This is a genomic window from Pseudomonas farris (assembly GCF_019145235.1).
Classification (GTDB): Bacteria; Pseudomonadota; Gammaproteobacteria; order Pseudomonadales; family Pseudomonadaceae; genus Aquipseudomonas; species Aquipseudomonas farris.
This window is the reverse complement of sequence record NZ_JAHSTV010000003.1, coordinates 1-18561: the sequence shown is the minus strand read 5'-3', so window position 1 is coordinate 18561 and position 18561 is coordinate 1. Positions and strand designations below refer to the sequence as shown.

Here is an 18561-nt window from a genome sequence, read left to right as displayed (position 1 = left end):
TTCAAAAAGGACGAAATTCTCGGTGTGGTCGTTTGATTCCTAGGGGTAATGAGCATTGGTATTAAATCCCACACGAAATCAGGAACGTCCATTCAATCTAAACTGAAGACGGCAATAGACACTTTGCGGATATAGAGACAGTCGGACATTTCCACCTTCTCCCTGCAACAATCACAAATAGTTGAACCCGGGAATGCCTTGACCATCGATCATGCAATTGCACAAAACTGGTCGGCCGGTGCTGGAAATCGTCCAGTCGAGTAGTACCTTGGTCAGTCGAGGGTTGACGTGCTAACGCACTCAATTTAGGATCAGCCCACTACTCAACCCCGTACGCAGAGATTAGGTTCTCTGGCAGTTGGGGTGAAAAAACCGGCTTAGGCCGGTTTTTTCGTTTCTGAGGATTGGATTTGTGCGTACTGCGTTCTTCGTTGACGGCTACAACGTGTTCTACGGATTGCTAGCAGGCACTCCTTACAAATGGCTGAATTTGCCAAAGTTGTTGGCCCACATCGCCTACGTCGAAAATCCTCAAAGTTCACTCGCTTCAATGGATTACTTCACTTCTTCCGTCAAGCCGGAGCTGGCTACTCGCGGCAGAATTTCCAAGGAAGCTCAGGACACCTATGTTCGAGCACTCAAGGCCAATAATGTGTCTGTTCACTATGGTCGCCACCAACTCGAACCCGCAAGAGCGCCGCGCTTTATCGACAAAAAAATTGGTGCGTCACGCCAGGACAAAGTCGCTATTTGGAAACTCGAAGAGAAAGAAACTGACGTCCATATCGCAATCAGCATGTATCGCACCGCGGCGAGAGAAACCAAAGACCACAACACGGAGCGCATTCAACAGCTCGTTCTTGTTTCCGGGGACACAGATATGGCTCCCGCATTAAAAGCCATCCGAGAGGATTTTCCGCAGATGATAGTGGGCGTTGTTCTCCCATGCAGGACCGAGTTCAAACGCTCACCGCCTGGCTCCTTGAAGGAGCACTCACACTGGATGCGACGTGTCGTAACCTCAGAAGAACCTCAGTCGCACCAGTTTCCAGTTCGTGTGCCTACTCATAAAGCACCCGCGATCAAACCGGATTATTGGTAACGGCACCTGCCACCGGATACACCGACTCCCATCCCCCACCCAACGCCTTGTACAAACCAACCATTGCCAACGACACCCCGGTCGAACTCTCGACCCACTGCTGCTGGGTCGCCAGCAATTCGCCTTGCACGGTGAGGACGTTGACGAAATCCACCACCCCTTCGACGTATTGCTGTTGCGCGGTGCGCAGGGCGATCTGGTTCTGGCGTACGGCTTCGGCGAGGCTGTCGCGGCGCAGTTGGCTGGCATTGTAGGCGGTGAGTTGATCGTCGATTTCATGCCAGGCCCGCAGCACGGTTTGCTGGTAGGCCAGCGCTGCTTCCTGTTGCTGGGCTTCGCGCAGGTACAACATGCCGCGCAGGCGACCGCCGTCGAACAGCGGCAGGCTGAACTGCGGACCGATGCCGAACGAGCGCGAGCTCCAGGAACCGAAATCGCTCAACTGCATGGCTTGCGAACCGATATTGCCCGACAGGGTGATCCGTGGATAAAAGTCGCCCTTGGCCACGCCGATGCTGGCGGTCGCGGCATGCAGACGGGCTTCGGCCTGACGGATGTCGGGGCGGCGCTCGGCCAATTGCGACGGCAAGCCGATGGCGACCTGACGCGGGGTTTGCGGCACCGGGGCGTCTGTGGATAACTCAGCGGACAGCGCTTGCGGCGGTTCGCCCATCAACAGGCTCAGGGCGTTGATCAGTTGCGACTGACGCTGCTCAAGCGCCGGCAAACGTGACTCGATGGCCGCGACTTGCGCAGCGGCTTCGGCAACGTCCAGATCCGTCGCCACACCGTCGGCCAGGCGCAATTGCGAGAGTTTCAAACTATGCCGGGCAACGTCGAGGTTCTGCTCGGTGACGGCCCGCGTGCTTTGCACACCGCGCAGCTGAATGTAGTCCTGAGCGGTTTCGGCAAGCACCGACAGCAGCACGCCGCGACGATCGTTTTCCGCCACTTCCAGGGTGGCATCGGCGGCTTCGGTTTCGCGGCGCACCCGGCCCCAGAAATCCAGTTCCCAAGAGGCGGAAAAGCCTGCGTCCCACAGGTTGAACGCCGAGTCGCCGTTGTTGCCCGACGGATCGTTCAGGCCTTCACCACTGTTGCGCTTGCGCCCATAGCTGCCGCTAGCGGCGGTATTGGGATAGCGGTTGGCGGTGTTCACCTGGCGCGCGACGCGGCTTTGCTGCAAGCGGCTGCTGGCGAGTTTCAGGTCGAGGTTGTCGGTCAGGGCACGTTGGGTCAGGGCAGAGAGTTTCGGGTCGTGGAATACCTCCCACCAGCGTTCGTCCATTTCAGCGGGAACGACCTGACTGGCGGCGGCTTTGGCTGGTTTGGTCCATTCAGCCACTTGTTGCGGCTGAGGTTTCTGGAAGTCTGGGCCGACAGTGCAAGCCGAAAGGCTCATGACCAGCAAGGCATAAAGGGGAATGCGAGGCCACTGGCCTCTTCGCGAGCAAGCCCGCTCCCACACTGGATCTCCTTTTGTGCATAAAGCTTGGGCACCCAGCAGATCAAATATGGGAGCGAGCTTGCTCGCGAAGACGTCAGTCCTATCAACAAAAATCTTCATCGTTGCGCGACCCCATGCTCGCTGGCGCTTGCAGTATCAATCCTCGCCTCCACCGACATCCCCACCCGCAACCGATCGGCCAATGCCTGACCCGGTTCCAGAACGATTTTCACCGGAATCCGTTGCACAACCTTGGTGAAGTTGCCGGTGGCGTTGTCCGGTTTGACCGAGGCGAAGGTCACGCCAGTGGCGGGTGCGATGCTCTCGACGCGACCGCGCAGGGCTTCGCCGCCGAGGCTGTCGACGTGTACTTGCACGCTCTGCCCCGGCTGTACGTCAGTCAGTTGGGTTTCCTGAAAATTGGCGACCACATAAGCCCGCTCCAACGGCACCACAGCGAGAATCTTGCTGCCCGGAGTGACATAGGCGCCAACCCGAACCGCGCGCTCGCCGACCATGCCGTCCTGTGGCGCAACAATGCGCGTATAGGACAGCTCATAGCTGGCCATTTCCAGCGCTGCTTGTGCTCGTTTCAGCCCACCTTCGGCCGCATCACGCTGGGCGGTCAGAATCTCAACCTGCTTGCGTTCCGCCGCCAGCACCGCCGTGGCATTGGCCAAGCGAGCGGAGGCTTGGTCGATGCGCGTGCGCGCTTGCTGAGCATTCTGCACCGTACCGGCACCCACCCCGGCGAGGTGGTTGTAGCGGTTCAGTTCATGCTCGGCGAAAGCCATTTCAGCCTTCGCCGAAACCACCGTGGCCTGGGCCTGAGCGATCACCGATGTCTGGCGCTCCAGGGTGGCCCGAGCATTCTGCAACTGCGCCCTGGCCACCAGGGTTTCAGCGTCGGCGGCCTCAGCGGCGGCGCGCAGATCGCGGTCGTCGATCAACGCCAGTAGTTGTCCGGCCTTGACCATCTGGTTGTCTTCCACCAGCACGTCCTTGATAAACCCCGCCACGCGCGGCGCCACCCGTGTGAAGTCCGCCGCGACGAAAGCATCGTTGGTGCTCTGCTGTGTGCGCTTGCCGAACAAGCCCGGCGCCAGCAGGTAAATCAACACGCCGACCGCCATCACTGCGGCAACGCCGACAGCGACTTTTTGCTGTGATTGAGTCGTCATAAAAACCTTCTGTTTCAGTGAAGCATTCAAGTCGGCGCGCGCGGTGGATAGATCCGCGTTGGCAGCCAGAAAATCAGCAGGATCAGCGCCACGGCGACGCCGGCCATGCACAGATAAAGATCGGAGGAGGTCAGCACTAAGGCCTGTTGATGCAGTCGGTGAGCCAGGCCTGCGTTGTCGCTTTGGACCAAGGGCGAATTACCCAGGTTGTCCACCAGCATGGTCGAATGGAAATGCAGCCTTGCAGTGGTCAGTGCCTCGATCACACCCGTAGCGATCACCGCCGCCAGGCCTTTCACGGTATTGAACCAGGCCGAAGCGAACGGCCCTTCCATTGGAGTGATGCTGCCGGTGGAGAGCATCAACAGCGGCAGCACGGCCATGGGCTGACCGAAAATCTGCAGCCATTGCAGGACATAGAAATCGTCGCGAATCCATGCCGACGTCAGCTGCGAACCACCGAGGCAAGACAGCGTCAGCATGCTCAGCCCGATCCCCAGCACCCAGCGACAATCGACCCAACGCAGGTTGCACAGCGCTGCCACCAACGGCAGCGCGATCAACTGAGGCAACGCCGCCAGCAGCATGATCGGCGCGGTCTGCACCGGGCGATAACCCTGGACCTGAGCCAGGTAACTGGAGGGAATGATGACCACCGCGAGCAACACCACCAGCACACCGGCCAGCGTCAACAGGGCGAACGACAGGTTACGGATACCGAGCATCTGTAACTTGAAGAACGGAATCGGTTGCGACCATTCATTGATCAGAAACAGCACCAGCAACAGCAGCCCACTGCCGAGCAGTCCGCAAATCAGGCTCGACTCGAACCAGTCCAGCCGATTGCCTTGCAGAATGCCGATCACCAACATGCAGATCGCCGGAAACCCCAGCAGCAAGCCACGCCAATTGAACTGTTTGAAGCGTTCCAGCCGCAGCGGATCCTGGGGCAAACCGTAAGCCACCGCCGCCATGGCAATCAGGCACGGCACGACGATTTGCCAGAAGGTCCATTGCCAGCCGACGTACTCGGTCCACAACCCGGCCAGCGGCGTACCGAGACCGGGGCCGAAGGTCGCCGTCAGGGCATAACCGGCCAGGCCATAGAGTTTCACGTTTGCTGGCAGGAACCGCAGGGCAACGGTCATCAGCATCGGCGGCAGCGCGCCGCCGGCAAGACCTTGCAAGGTGTGCATGACCAGCAGGCTTTCGTAATTCGGTGCGAACGGGCACAACACACCTAACAGGGTGAACGCACTGATCGCGTACAGGGTGAAGCGCCGCAACGAGAACGTCACCGCACACCAAGGGGCAAACGCCATGGCGGCCACCGAGGTCGCGGTGTAACTGGCGACCAGCCAGGTGCCTTCGTCGTAACCGATGGCCAACGCGCCGCGGATATCGGCCAAGGCGACCTTGGTTACCATCTCGTTCAAGCCCGACACCAGCACCGCCAGCAACACGCCCACCAGGCCGATGATGATTCGCGGGCCGAAGACCGGTGGCGTGATGGCGGCCGCTGGCTTGGCCGCAGCGAGAGGCGCCGAGACCGTGAGGGAAGTCATGTACTGCAAGCTCCGGAAGGGGAATACCGAAGCATTTTAGGGAGCGTGGAAGCTTACGAAAATTGACTTATTGGCAGGTTATAAGTGCGCTTTATGCAGCAATTAGATCCGAATGGCCCGCAAATTTTGAAACAACACAAACCCCCTGTGGGAGCGGGCTTGCTCGCGAAGAGGCCATCACCTTCAACATCAACGCTGACTGACACACCGCTTTCGCGAGCAAGCCCGCTCCCACAAGGGTATGCGTCAACTCAGGTAGGCTGTGCAGCCAGCCACGTCTCATCACAACAGGTCTTGAGTGTTTCACGCATCCAGCGATGGGCCGGATCCTTGTCGAAACGCGGATGCCAAGCCTGGGTCAGCATCAGGGTCGGTAACGGAATCGGCAGGGTGAATGAGCGCAGTTTCAAGCCCAGCCGCCGCACGCTCAGCAATGCTTCCTTGGGCACCGGCAGAATCAAATCGGAATCCGGCAAGGCGAACATCGCAGCATGGAAACTCGGCGCAATCACCGCCACCCGCCGCTCCAGCCCCAAGGCGTTGAGCGCCGTGTCGATCGGCCCGCGGGCGATCCCCCGGCGCGACATGCTGATATGGGAAAAACCGGCGTACCGTTCGGCGGTGATCTCTTCATCGAACAACGGATGATCTTCACGCACCAGCCCGACAAAGTGAGTGGAAAACAGGTTCTGCACTTTCACTTCCGGCATCAGCGGCCGATTGTTGCTGACACTTAAATCGATACGTCCTTCACGCAACGCTTCGTCGTCCCCATCGCCCTCGGGGACAAAGCGCAATTCACAATGCGGGGCCTGGCGCTCCATCGTGTCGAACAGCTTGCCGCCATAGACGCCAACAAAGAAATCATTGGCGCGAATGCTGAACCGCCGGCGCAAACTGCCCAAGTCGACGTCATCGGCGGAACGGAACAGCAAAGCGGCCTGCTCCACCAGGTCCCGCACTTGCTCGCGTAACTCCAGTGCCTTGGGCGTTGGCACCAGTCCACGGCCGGCGCGCACCAGAATTGGATCGCCAATGGCCTCGCGGATCCGCGTCAGCGTCCGGCTCATCGCCGCCGGGCTGAGATTCATCCGCCGCGCAGCGCCCACTACACTGCCCTCGTCGAGCAAGGCGTCGAGGGCAACTAACAGGTTCATGTCCGGGAGTTGCATGCTGAGCACTCGTGGCTGATCTGGATTGATTCAGACGCAATGCTAGCAAACATCTTTAGATGCGGTGGTGATAGGGCTGGCCCCTTCGCGAGCAAGCCCGCTCCCACAGTTGATCTTCAGTGGTTGCAGATTTTGTGTACGACAAAGAACCCATGTGGGAGCGGGCTTGCTCGCGAAGAGGTCAGCCCAGTCAATAGAGAACTCGAAGCCTAACGCTGCATCCCCCACCGCTTCACCGTCACCCGCTCCAACGTATCAAACACCAGATTCTCCACCAGCAACCCAATCAAGATCACCACTGCCAACCCGGCAAATACCTTGTCGGTGTACAGCTCATTACGATTCTGGAAGATGTACCAACCCAAACCGCCCTTGCCACTGGTAGCGCCAAACACCAATTCAGCAGCGATCAGCGTACGCCAGGCGAAGGCCCAACCGATTTTCAGCCCGGCAAGAATCGACGGCAACGCAGCGGGGATCAGGATGAACAACACGAAACGCATGCCCTTGAGGCCGTAATTGCGGCCGGCCATGCGCAGGGTTTCCGAGACACCCAGAAACCCGGCATAGGTGTTTAAGGCCAACGCCCAAAGCACCGAATGCACCAGTACAAAAATCAGGCTGTTCTGCCCCAACCCGAACCACAGCAGCGCTAACGGCAACAGCGCAATGGCGGGCAATGGGTTGAACATCGAGGTCAGCGTACTCAGCAGATCACGACCGAACCGGGTCGACACCGCCAGCGTCGTCAGGACAAACGCCAGAACGATGCCAATCAGGTAACCCTTGAGCAAAACAACCAGCGAAATCCACACCTTGCTCAGCAGTTCGCCGCTGAGCAAGCCCTCCTGCAGCGCGCTGGCGGTTTGCAAAAAACTCGGCAGCAGCAGGTCGTTGTTCTGATATCGGGCGACGGCCTCCCAAAGCACCGCGAGCAAAATCAGGATCAGACTTTTGCGCAGCCAACCCTGCTGCCAGAGGCGCTGGCCGAGCGGCAATTCGCGCTCCAGCGGCACACTCGTCAGCGGCTGCAAAACAGTTTCGTACTCTTTACGCGCAAATGATGAATGGCTCATCGGGCAATCCTCCAATGGCTCAATAAGCGATGCGAATGTCGGCGAAATCCAGCTCACGCTCGGTTTCCGGCGACTGACCTTCATCGAACAGCAGCCGATGAATCCGCCGCGCCGATTCCTGGAACGCCACGCCACCCAAGCTGTGCAAGTCGTATTGATGGCTGTGGACTTCCGCCCGCACCCGACCCGGATGGGGCGACAGCAGCAAAATCCGGTTGCCCACCACCAACGCCTCTTCGATGGAGTGAGTGACGAACAGCAGCGTGAAACGCACCTCCTCCCAGAGCAGCAGCAACTCTTCCTGCATCTTGCGCCGGGTCAGCGCGTCGAGGGCGGCGAAGGGCTCGTCCATCAACAGGATCTTCGGCTGCATCGCCAAGGCGCGAGCAATGGCCACGCGAGCTTTCATGCCGCCAGACAAGGTATGCGGATAGGCATCGGCAAACGCCGCCAGACCGACTTTGTCCAGATAGTGCAGCGCCCGCTCTTCAGCCTCTTTGCGTTTGAGGGTTTTGGAAGCGAGCAGCGGAAACATCACGTTCTGTTTGACGGTTTTCCACGGCGGCAGCTGATCGAACTCCTGAAACACCACGATCCGGTCTGGTCCTGGCGCATCGACCCGCTGGCCTTGCAGGCGAATTTCACCCTCACAGGGCTGAATGAACCCGGCAACGGCTTTGAGCAACGTCGACTTGCCGCAGCCGGAAGGACCGAGCAGCACAAAACGGTCCGCCGGATCGATCTCGAAACTGACCTGATGGGTCGCTCGAACCACCCGCGCAGGCGTGCGGTATTCCAGGCTGACCTGGTCGACCGACAACAGCGCTTGAGCTGTCGTGATCGGTTTGCTGACCGTGTGGCCTTGCAAAGGGGCGTTCATGTCGGTCAGCTCCCTTGCAGCGGTTGGGCGTCCTGGAAGAAGTAATCCTTCCACGAATCCGGTTTGTTTTTGATCGCGCCGACGCGGTAGAGGAACTCGGCCAGCGGGTAGGTGTTTTTCGGTGTGACGCTGAATTCGAACTGCGGGTTGTCGATAATTTTCAGCAACGCCGCGCGGTCGATTTTGGCCTTGGTGACACGGATGTAAGTGTCGGCCGCCGCACCTTTATCGTTCTGCGCAAACTCGGCCGCTTCAGTCAGCGCAGCGATGAAGGCTTTGTAGGTTTTCGGGTTCTCGTTGCGGAATTTCTCGGTGGCGAACAGCACGGTCGGCGAGTTCGGACCAAGCAAGTCATAGGTGTTCAGCACCACATGCACGTTGGGGTTCTCCAGTGCCTGATCCTGGAACGGCGGGTTGGAGAAGTGCCCGCTTAACTCGGTGCCGCCAGCGATCAGTGCTGCGGTGGCATCCGGGTGCGGAACGGCGATGGTGTACTTGTCGAGGCGATTGAATTCCTTGTCGCCCCATTGCTTGGCTGCCGCGTATTGCAGGAAGCGCGACTGCACCGAGACCCCGACCGCTGGCACCGCAATGCGGTCCTTCTCCGTAAAGTCGGCGATGGTTTTGACCTTCGGATTGTTGCTCACCAGGTAGTAAGGGAAGTTGCCCAGGGAAGCCACGGCTTTGACGTTTTGCTTGCCGTGAGTGCGGTCCCAGATGGTCAGCAGCGGGCCGACGCCGGCACCGGCAATATCGATGGAGCCGGAGAGCAACGCATCATTGACCGCCGAACCGCCGGAGAGCTGAGTCCAGTCGACCTTGATGTCGATGCCTTCCTGCTTGCCGTACTTCTCGATCAGGTTCTGATCGCGCACTACGTTGAGCAGCAGATAAACGATGCCGAACTGTTCGGCGATACGAATTTCACCTTCGGCGTGAGCCACGGACGGCGCTACCAGGCTGCCGGCGAGCAGGCTGAAACCCAGGCCAATGGCCGCAGCCAATGGTGCAAATGGAAGACGTTTGGACATGGGAATTCTCCGAAATCAGAAAGGCGCGTCGCCCTGGATGGTGGTGCGATACAACTTGCGGCGCAGATGGCTGGGGCATCCGGTGGCGAGGTGAATCAGCGAACGGTTGTCCCAGAACACCAGGTCGTGGGCCTGCCATTGATGGCGGTAAATGTTTTGCGGCAGCACGCTGTGGGCGTAGAGCTCGTCGAGCAATTGTTTGCTCTCGTCTTCCGGCAAACCGACGATACGGGTGGTGAAGCCTTCGCTGACGAACAACGCCTTGCGGCCGTTTTCCGGATGAGTGCGGACGATGGGGTGAACCACTTCGGCGACCTGAGCGAGCTGCTCCGGCGTCAGGGTCGGGCGCCAGTTGCCCTCGAATTTTGTCTCGCTGTAGCGCGCTGTGTAGGAATGCGCGGCCGAGCGGCCTTCGACGGCTTTACGCAGCGCCTCGGGCAGGCTGTCCCAGGCTTTGTGCATGTCGGCGAACAGCGTGTCGCCGCCTTCGGACGGCAACTCCTGGGCATGCAGCATCGAGCCCAGGCTTGGCAGTTCTTTATAGGACAGGTCCGAATGCCAGAACTTGCCGGCATCACCGAGGCCGATGGATTGGCCGTTTTCGATGATGTTGGAAACGATGAGGATTTCCGGATGCCCGGCCAGCAGGAACTGTTTGAGCACGTGGATCTGCAACACACCGAAACGGCGGCTGAAGGCGATCTGCTGTTCGGGGGTAATGCGCTGGTCGCGGAACACCACCACGTGATGGTCCAGGTGCGCGCGATGGACGCGGGCGAAGTCCTGGTCATTGATCGGGCGGGACAGGTCCAGGCCGATGATTTCGGCACCGACAGCGCCGCTGAATGGTCGGACTTCGAAGACTTGCGACGCGATGGTGGCGGCGCTGGTTGATGCGGGCTTTGGAGAAAAAGAGACAGCTGACATAAAAATCACTCCCACGCACGGCACGCTCAAAGGCGCGCGTCGATCAGAAACTCACGGAGGTCCCGTGTTGGTTCGTGTCGTGCGGCGCGCCGATTGGTCGGCAGGTACGCAGGGGAGTGACTTTATAGGTATAAGAATTTAAATTTAAATACCGTTAGTGAATAACGATATGGCTTTTGGCATGCAGCGTCTAGGGGGCCGCCTTCGCGAGCAAGCCCGCTCCCACAGGGGTCTTGTGATCAACACAGATCCCATGTGGGAGCGGGCTTGCTCGCGAAGAGGCCATCAACCGCGCCGGAAAACTACCGCTCGTGCAACGCCTCGGCCCGAGCCCGAATAATCGGCTTGAGCAAATAACTGAGCACAGTCTTCTTGCCGGTAATGATATCCACCGACGCCACCATCCCCGGGATGATCAGCAACGGTTTTTCATCCGTCCCCAGGTGACTGCGCTCGGTGCGCAGCTTGATGATGTAGTACGTGGTCTTCTTGTCTTCGTCGGTGATGGTGTCGGCACCGATCTGCTCCAGCTTGGCCTTCAGCCCACCGTAAATGGTGTAGTCGTAAGCCGTGAACTTCACTGTGGCGTCTTGCCCCGGATGCAGGAACGCAATGTCTTGCGGACGAATCTTGGCTTCTACCAGCAAGGTGTCATCCAGTGGCACGATCTCCACCAGATCGCTGCCCGGCTGGATCACGCCGCCGATGGTGTTCACCAGCAACTTGTTGACGATGCCGCGCACCGGCGATGTCACCAGCGTCCGGCTGACCCGGTCTTCCAGGGCCTTACCGGTGGCTTGGGCCTTGTTCAGATCGGTACGCGCTTCATTGAGTTGGGTCAGGGCTTCGCTGCGGAATTTGCCGCGAGTCTCGTCGATCTTGCGCTGCACTTCCTTGATCGCCGATTCGGCGCGAGGGATCGCCAGGGTGGTGGCGTCCAGCTGCCCGCGGGTTTCGACCTCGGCACGCTTGAGTCGCAAAACCTCCACCGGTGACACCGCGCCCTGAGCCACCAACGGCTCGGACATGTTGATTTCCTGACGCTGCAAGGCCAGACCGCTGCGGTACTGAGCCTGTTTGGAGGTGAACTCGCGCAGCTCTTGTTGACGCTGGATCAACTGCTCCTTCAAGCCACCGATTTCATCGTGCAGTTGCTGACGACGACTGATGTACAGCGACTCTTCACTGGCAGCCTGAGTGGGAACTGCCTGGAGCACGTCGGCGGGGAAGTTCAGCGGACGGTCATCAACTTCGGCGCTCAAGCGCTCCACACGCAGCAGCATCGACAGCCGATCGGCCTCGGTTTCACCGACGTTGGAGGCAAACCGCGTGTCGTCCAGACGAATCAGCGGCGCGCCGGCCTCGACGATCTGCCCTTCAGTGACGAACAGCTCGGAGACGATGCCGCCCTCAAGGTTCTGGATTTTCTGGATCTTCGATGACGGAATCGCCTTGCCGTCGCCCTTGGTGACTTCATCGATCACCGCGAAGTTGGCCCAGAGCATCAGGAACACGAAGAAGCCGATGATCGCCCAGATCGTCAATCGCACCACGCGCGGGGCGTCTTCGATCAGCGCTTTGTTGACCTCGGGAAGTGGCTGGCCTTGCAGCGATGCGGAGCCTTTGAAGTAGCGGCGGATGGAATCTTTGACCCCGGACTTAAGCAACACTGATCTGCCCCTTCTTCAACGCTTCCATCACGGCGGCTTTCGGGCCGTCGGCGAGTATCTGCCCACGGTCGATCACCAGCAGCCGATCCACCAGCGACAACAGCGAAGCCCGGTGCGTCACCAGCACCACGGTCTTGTTTTCAACCACTGCAGCGAGGCGTTGCTTGAGGCGTTCTTCGCCAGTGTTGTCCATGGCGCTGGTCGGTTCGTCCAGCAACAGGATTGGCGGGTTGAGCAGCAGCGCTCGGGCCAGGGCGACGTTCTGACGCTGACCGCCAGACAGGTTCTGCCCACGCTCACCGACTTGCAGCTCATAACCTTGCGGGTGCAGACGGGCGAATTCGTGGACGCCGGCCAGTTCCGCGGCTTGCAGCACCAGTTCGTCTTCGACATAGCGCGCGCCCGACACTAGATTGTCGCGCAGGGTACCGGCGAGCAATTGGATATCCTGGGGCACGTAGCCGATGTTGTGGCGCAATTCGCTGACGTCGATCTGACGGATATCCACGCCATCGACCAGCAACGCGCCGTCGTCCGGTTGATAGAGGCCCACCAGCAATTTGGCCAGGGAGCTTTTGCCCGAGCCGCTGCGACCGATGATGCCGATCTTCTCGCCGGGCTTGATGATCAGGTTGATGTTCTTCAGCGCGGGGTTCTGCTGATCCGGGTAAGTGAAGCTCAGTTGACGGCATTCAATGGCGCCTTGCAGCACTTTGCGGCTCAGCGGACGCTCGTCGAAATTGCGCTCCTGGGGCAGCTCCATCATCTGATCGACCGAGGTCATGGTCACGCGGGCCTGCTGGTAGCGGGTCAGCAGGCCAGACAACGAAGCCAATGGGCTGAGGGCACGACCACTGAGCATGTAGCAAGCGATCAAGCCGCCCATGCTCAGGTGGCCGTCAATGATCTGGTACACGCCGAAGACGATCATGATCACCCCGGCCAGTTGCTGAATCAGCAAGGTGATGTTCATCGCCAGACCGGACAGCATTTTCACCCGCAGCTCGAGGCGGCTGAGGGTACCGATGGTTTGCTCCCACTGATACTGGCGTTCGCTTTCGGCGTTATTGACCTTCACCGCATCGAGACCGGCGAGGGTTTCGATCAGGCTCGACTGGCGCTCGGCGCCCAGGGCCATGGTTCGTTCCATGGTCGCCACCAGCGGCTTCTGCAAGGCATAACCGATCAGCAGGGCAATCGGGAACGCCAGCACCGGAATCCACACCAGATGCCCGCCCAGAATCGCGATGACCATGAAGATCAACAGCGTAAACGGCAGGTCGATCAGGCTGGTGAGGGTCAGCGACGCGAGGAAGTCTCGCAGGCTCTGAAACTCATGGATGTTCTGGGCGAAGCTGCCGACCCGCGCCGGGCGGTACTTCATGGCCATGCCGACGATGCGCTCGAACAGCGTCGCGGAGATGATCAGGTCGGTTTTCTTGCCGGCCAGGTCCAGGCACAGGCTGCGCAGGCTCTTGAGAATCAGGTCGAACAGGTAAGCGCCCGTGATGCCGATCGCCAGGACCCACAGGGTCGACTCAGCCTGGTTCGGCACCACGCGGTCGTAGACATTCATCACGAACAGCGGCGCGGCCATGGCAATGATGTTGATCAGAAAACTGGCAGCGATGGCGTCGGCGTACAGCCAGCGCGAACGCTTGAGGGTGTCGCGAAACCACGAACGCGCGCGCGGGATCAGCGTGCCGTGATTGACGTCGAATTTGTGTTGGGGTTGGGCGAAGAAGACTTTGCCGCTGTAATCGTCGGCGAGCAGTTCACGGCTGACACAGACCTCGCCACCATCGCTTTCGCTAAGCAGCAGGCGGGCCTGGTCTTCACCGTGCCAGCCGAGCAGCACCGCACTGCGACCGTCCTTGAGCAGCAACAGCGCCGGCATGGCAATCGCCGGAATCTGCTCCAGCTTGCGCTGCAACACCCGCCCTTGCAGCCCGGCGCGAGCAGCCGCACGGGGCAGCAGTTCGACGCTCAGGCGTTGTTTGGGTAATGGCAGGCCGGTGGTCAGCATCGCGGCGCTGGCCGGTTTCTGGTGCAAAGTGCAAAGGGCTAACAGGCCGTCCAGTAACGGATCGTCATGCAGCGCGCGCGGATCATGAATGAGTTGAACTCGACTGACTTCTGATTCCACGCTCGACACTCTTGGCTAACGATTAAAATGGGGCAGGACTCAATTCATCCCGGGCAGCTGAACCTTGGGCTTCACGTCGTTTTGCACAACGGATGCCAATGGTGCGACCACGCCCTGACTTTTGAGCAATTCGCCCATGGTCGCCTTGATTCGGTACTGAGTAAATAACTGAATGTTTTTGATCTCAGCCAGCCGACGGGAAGCGCTGAACAGCTCGTTTTCACTGTCGAGCAGGTCGAGCAAGGTCCGTTCGCCAAGGCTGAACTGCTTCTGATACGCACTGCGCACACTGGCGCTGCGATCGACATATTGCTGGGCGATCGGCACTTGGGCGTTGGCGTTATTCAAGGCATTCCAGGCCAGGCCCAGTTCTTCGTTCAATACACGCAGGGCGTTGTTGCGAATATCCAGCGCCTGGTTCGACAAGTAGGACTTGGATTCCAGATCAGCCTTGTTGCTGCCACCGGCAAACAAATTGAAGCGCATGCGCAGCATGGCCTGCCATTCGTTGCTGTGACCGTTCTGACCATCGAGATCATTGTCGGCGCTGCGACCCAGTTCGGCATCGAAGCGCGGGTAGAAGCTCGACTTGGCGGCTTCATACTGTTTCTCGGCGGCAGCGATATCGGATTCGGCGGAGCGCAGAATCGGGCTGTTTTCCAGCATCTGCGCCCGGGCTTCATTCAGGTTGGCCGGCAACAGCGCCATGAAATCGGCAGGCCGCTCCAGTTGATCGGGCATCTGGCCGACGGCGCTGAGGAAGTTGGTTTCGGCATCAGCCAGGTTGGTCTGTTCAGTGATCAGGTTGTTGCGGGCCTGGGCCATGCGCGCGTCAGCCTGATCAAGGTCGGCGCCGCTGCCCACGCCGCGCTGGGTGCGCAACTTGATCTGGTCAAGAATCCGTTCGTGGTTCTTCAGATTGTCTTCGGCCAGGCGCACGAATTCGCGGCGGGTCAACACATCGAGATAGACCTGAGCGACGGTCAGCCCGGTACGTTCCGACGTACCCAGCAAGGAATAAGCGCGGGAATTAACGGTGGCTTGTTGACGCCCCACTTCGCTGGACGTCGCAAAACCGTCAAATACCATCTGCGACAGACGTAAACTTGACTCACTGCGGTTCAGCGTTTCCCAGTGATTGTTGTTGCCCGCGGCACGGGTGGTGACGCTGTCGGTGCCTTCGCGACCATAACCGCCGAGCAGATCGACCCTTGGCAGGTATCCCCCTTTAGCAGCCTTTAACTGATAATCCGCGGCCAATCGGCTGTTAACCCCTGCCTGAATTTCCGGATGGACATCCAGCGCCTGCTGCATGGCCTGCGGGAGGCTTTGCGCCTGAACAAAGCTGGCGGTAAGGGCGAAGGGTAGAACCTTGAACAGGTGCAAACGCATAGTTGGAATTTCCCGAGACTTCTTGTCTTGAATCACTGCAGAACGTGGCGCTGCATCGGATGATGGCAACCGGAATGACCGTATGTCGGAAAGTTCAAAATCGGAACTGGATCACACGCTGTAGGACAGGTCGCCGCTTAAATATCAATGTGACATTACTGGGGCGATTGTTTAGGATGGCTCCCATAAGGTCAATAGTTTGGCATAAAGTTAATTTCGAAAAAATATAGCCAAATTATTGACGAATACCGCGTCAAAGTTATGCATCAAACATCTTAGAAAGTACGTCCAGCCCCGATCGGCGAACACGCCGAGCGGTTCATGGAGGTCAACTGAACGTGACACCCGGAGAGTCTTCAATGAGCAGTGTTGTTGCCATCGTCAAAAGCATTGTTGGTCAGGTTTTCGCGGTGTCGCCAGAAGGCGTCCGCCGCGTACTCGTTGAAGGCGACCGGTTGTTGGTCGGCGATCAGGTAGACACCGGTGGCGCCGGCGCCATTACGCTCGAGCTGGCTGATGGCCGGACCCTGGACCTGGGCCGCGACACTCAGTGGAGCGGCAGCGATCCGGATTCCAGCACCGACCTTGCGCAAGCCACTGCACAAGCCGCGCCATCGGTTGACGAATTGCAGCAAGCCATCGCCGCCGGCGTCGACCCGACCACTGCTCTTGAAGCCACCGCGGCCGGCCCTACGGCTGCGAGCTCAGGCGGCGCTGCCGGTGGCGGCCACACCTTCGTGGCCCTGGAGGCAACCGCTGGCCGGGTCGACCCAACTATCGGCTTCCCGACTGAGGGTCTCGCCACTGCCGCGTTGGCAACCCAAGACACCACCGGCGGCCAGACTGCTGATACCAGCGCCAATGCCCTGCGCGAATCGACCCTGAGCCTGAGCGCCACGCCGACCATCACCGAGGCCGGTGGCGTGCTGGTTTACACCGCGACCCTGACCCAGGCACCGCTGACCGACCTGACCATCACCCTGTCCAATGGCTCGGTGATCGTGATTGCAGCCGGCCAAACCACCGGCACCGTCAACGTTCCGCTGGCACCGAACGACACGGTTTATAACGATCCAACCCAAATCACCGTGACCGTCACCGGCACCACGGGCGGCAGCGGTATCGTGGTCACCCCGCCAACCGTTCCGGCCGTGACCCAGGTCACCGACACCGTCGACACCACCACCGTCACGCTGTCAGCGGGCTCGACCGTCACTGAAGGCGGGCAGATCACCTACACCGCGACGTTGACCAACCCGGCGCAGACGCCGGTCACCGTCACCTTGTCCAACGGTTCGACCATCATCATCGCCGCGGGCAACACCACCGGCAGCGTGAACGTTCCAACACCGGCCAACGACGTCTACAACAACGGCAGTACCGTCAGCACCCCGATTACCGGCGCTACCGGCGGCAACTTCGAAAATCTGGTGCCGAACCCGACCCCGGCCGTCACCACCATTACCGATTCCGTCGACACCACCACCGTCACGCTGACGGCGGGCTCGACCGTCACCGAAGGCGGCCAGATCACCTACACCGCGACCCTGACCAACCCGGCGCAGACGCCCGTCACCGTCACCCTGTCCAACGGTTCGACCATCACCATCGATGCCGGCAACACCACCGGCAGCGTGAACGTTCCAACACCGGCCAACGACGTCTACAACAATGGCAGCACCGTCAGTACCACGATCACCGGGACTACCGGCGGCAACTTCGAGAATCTGGTGCCGAACCCGACTCCGGCCGTCACCACCATTACCGATTCGGTCGACAATACTGGCCTGACCCTGTCCGCCACCGGCAGCGTCACTGAAGGTGGCCAGATCACCTACACCGCGACCCTGACCAACCCGGCGCAGACACCGGTCACCGTGACCCTGTCCAACGGCTCGACCATCACCATCGAAGCCGGTAAAACCGCCGGCTCCGTGAACGTCGATACCTCGGCCAATGACGTCTACAACAACGGCAGCACCGTCAGCACCACGATCACTGGCGCTACCGGCGGCAACTTCGAGAACCTCGTACCGAGCACCACGCCGGCAGTCACCACCATCACCGACTCGATCGACAATACCGGCCTGAGCCTTAGCGCCACCGGCACCGTCGTCGAAGGCGGCCAGATCACCTACACCGCCACCCTGACCAACCCGGCCGGCACGCCGATGACCGTGACCTTGAGCAACGGCTCGGTCATTACCATCGAAGCGGGCAAAACCACCGGCAGCGTGACTGTTGATACCGCGGCCAACGACGTCTACAACAATGGCAGCACCGTCAGCACTACGATCACCGGCACCACCGGCGGCAATTTCGAGCAACTGACCCCGAGCACCGAGCCGGCGCTCACCACCATTACCGATTCGAAAGACGACACCAGCCTGAGCCTGTCGGCATCCACCGAAGTGGCCGAAGGTGGTCAGATTCTGTACACCGCGACGCTGACCAATCCGGCCGGTACGCCGGTCACCGTGACCTTGTCGAACGGAGCGGTGATCACCATCGCCGCCGGCGCAACCACCGGCAGCGTGAGCGTCGATGCGCCTGCCGATGATGTTTATAAAGATGCCGGCAAGGTTGAAGTGACCATCGCGGACGCCGCCGGTGGCAACTTTGAGAACCTGGTGACGGACCCGGCGGCCGCGGTCACCGATGTGACTGACACCCTCGACACTTCGACGGTCAATCTGACGGCGACGTCTACTGTCGCTGAGGGCGGGACCGTGGTTTACACCGCGTCCGTAACTTCGCCTGTCACCGGTTCGCCAGTGGTTGTCACCCTGTCCAACGGCCAGACCATTACCATTCCGGTCGGATCGAGCAGCGGTTCTGTCGACTTCGTTGCGCCAAACGATGCGCTGGCCGGTGGCAGCTCTCTGAGCGTCAAGATCGACGGCGCAACGGGCGGTAATTACGAGAAGCTGGACGTCGACGGCAAGTCGGCGGATACCTCGGTGACCGACACA

13 protein-coding genes are annotated in these 18561 nt (G+C 59.9%); 2 read left to right on the top strand and 11 right to left on the bottom strand.

The window, feature by feature from the left end; genetic code table 11:
- Positions 1–412 precede the first annotated feature (412 nt).
- Positions 413–1102 (top strand): NYN domain-containing protein, encoded by a 690-nt coding sequence (locus KVG95_RS06380; RefSeq protein ID WP_217855024.1) that lies wholly within the window; start codon positions 413–415, stop codon positions 1100–1102.
- Here the strand turns inward: KVG95_RS06380 and KVG95_RS06375 are convergent.
- From KVG95_RS06375 to KVG95_RS06325, 11 genes are all read right to left on the bottom strand, one after another.
- Positions 1083–2669: an efflux transporter outer membrane subunit gene (locus KVG95_RS06375; protein WP_217855022.1), complete on the bottom strand. Its 1587-nt coding sequence runs from the start codon at positions 2667–2669 to the stop codon at positions 1083–1085. The genes KVG95_RS06380 and KVG95_RS06375 overlap by 20 nt on opposite strands.
- Positions 2666–3730, bottom strand: coding sequence for an HlyD family secretion protein (locus KVG95_RS06370; RefSeq protein WP_217855020.1), 1065 nt, complete (start codon positions 3728–3730; stop codon positions 2666–2668). The genes KVG95_RS06375 and KVG95_RS06370 overlap by 4 nt, the downstream gene beginning before the upstream one ends.
- A gap of 26 nt (positions 3731–3756) precedes the next feature.
- Positions 3757–5295, bottom strand: a complete 1539-nt coding sequence (locus tag KVG95_RS06365) for an MFS transporter (RefSeq protein ID WP_217855018.1) — start codon at positions 5293–5295, stop codon at positions 3757–3759.
- A 251-nt stretch (positions 5296–5546) separates the two neighbouring features.
- Positions 5547–6467: a LysR family transcriptional regulator gene (locus KVG95_RS06360; protein ID WP_217855015.1), complete on the bottom strand. Its 921-nt coding sequence runs from the start codon at positions 6465–6467 to the stop codon at positions 5547–5549.
- Positions 6468–6676: 209 nt separating this feature from the next.
- A complete protein-coding gene (locus KVG95_RS06355; RefSeq protein ID WP_217855006.1) occupies positions 6677–7543 on the bottom strand; it encodes an ABC transporter permease in 867 nt (288 codons plus the stop codon).
- 19 nt (positions 7544–7562) lie between these two features.
- A complete protein-coding gene (locus tag KVG95_RS06350; protein WP_217855004.1) occupies positions 7563–8423 on the bottom strand; it encodes an ABC transporter ATP-binding protein in 861 nt (286 codons plus the stop codon).
- Positions 8424–8428: 5 nt separating this feature from the next.
- On the bottom strand, positions 8429–9454 hold the full coding sequence (locus KVG95_RS06345) for an ABC transporter substrate-binding protein (RefSeq protein WP_217855002.1): 1026 nt from the start codon (positions 9452–9454) through the stop codon (positions 8429–8431).
- Between the two features lie 15 nt (positions 9455–9469).
- Positions 9470–10381 (bottom strand): TauD/TfdA dioxygenase family protein, encoded by a 912-nt coding sequence (locus KVG95_RS06340; RefSeq protein ID WP_217855000.1) that lies wholly within the window; start codon positions 10379–10381, stop codon positions 9470–9472.
- 302 nt (positions 10382–10683) lie between these two features.
- Positions 10684–12051: an HlyD family type I secretion periplasmic adaptor subunit gene (locus KVG95_RS06335; RefSeq protein ID WP_217854998.1), complete on the bottom strand. Its 1368-nt coding sequence runs from the start codon at positions 12049–12051 to the stop codon at positions 10684–10686.
- Positions 12041–14197 carry a type I secretion system permease/ATPase gene (locus tag KVG95_RS06330; protein WP_217854996.1) on the bottom strand — a complete coding sequence of 719 codons (2157 nt, stop codon included), beginning with the start codon at positions 14195–14197 and terminating at the stop codon, positions 12041–12043. The genes KVG95_RS06335 and KVG95_RS06330 overlap by 11 nt, the downstream gene beginning before the upstream one ends.
- A 39-nt stretch (positions 14198–14236) precedes the next feature.
- The gene (locus tag KVG95_RS06325) at positions 14237–15589 is read right to left on the bottom strand and encodes a TolC family outer membrane protein (RefSeq protein WP_217854994.1); all 1353 of its coding nucleotides are present in this window, start codon (positions 15587–15589) and stop codon (positions 14237–14239) included.
- Positions 15590–15948: 359 nt separating this feature from the next.
- Between KVG95_RS06325 and KVG95_RS06320 the strand changes: the two genes are divergently transcribed.
- Positions 15949–18561 (top strand): retention module-containing protein (locus KVG95_RS06320; RefSeq protein WP_217854992.1); only part of this gene is annotated, 2613 nt, incomplete at its 3' end.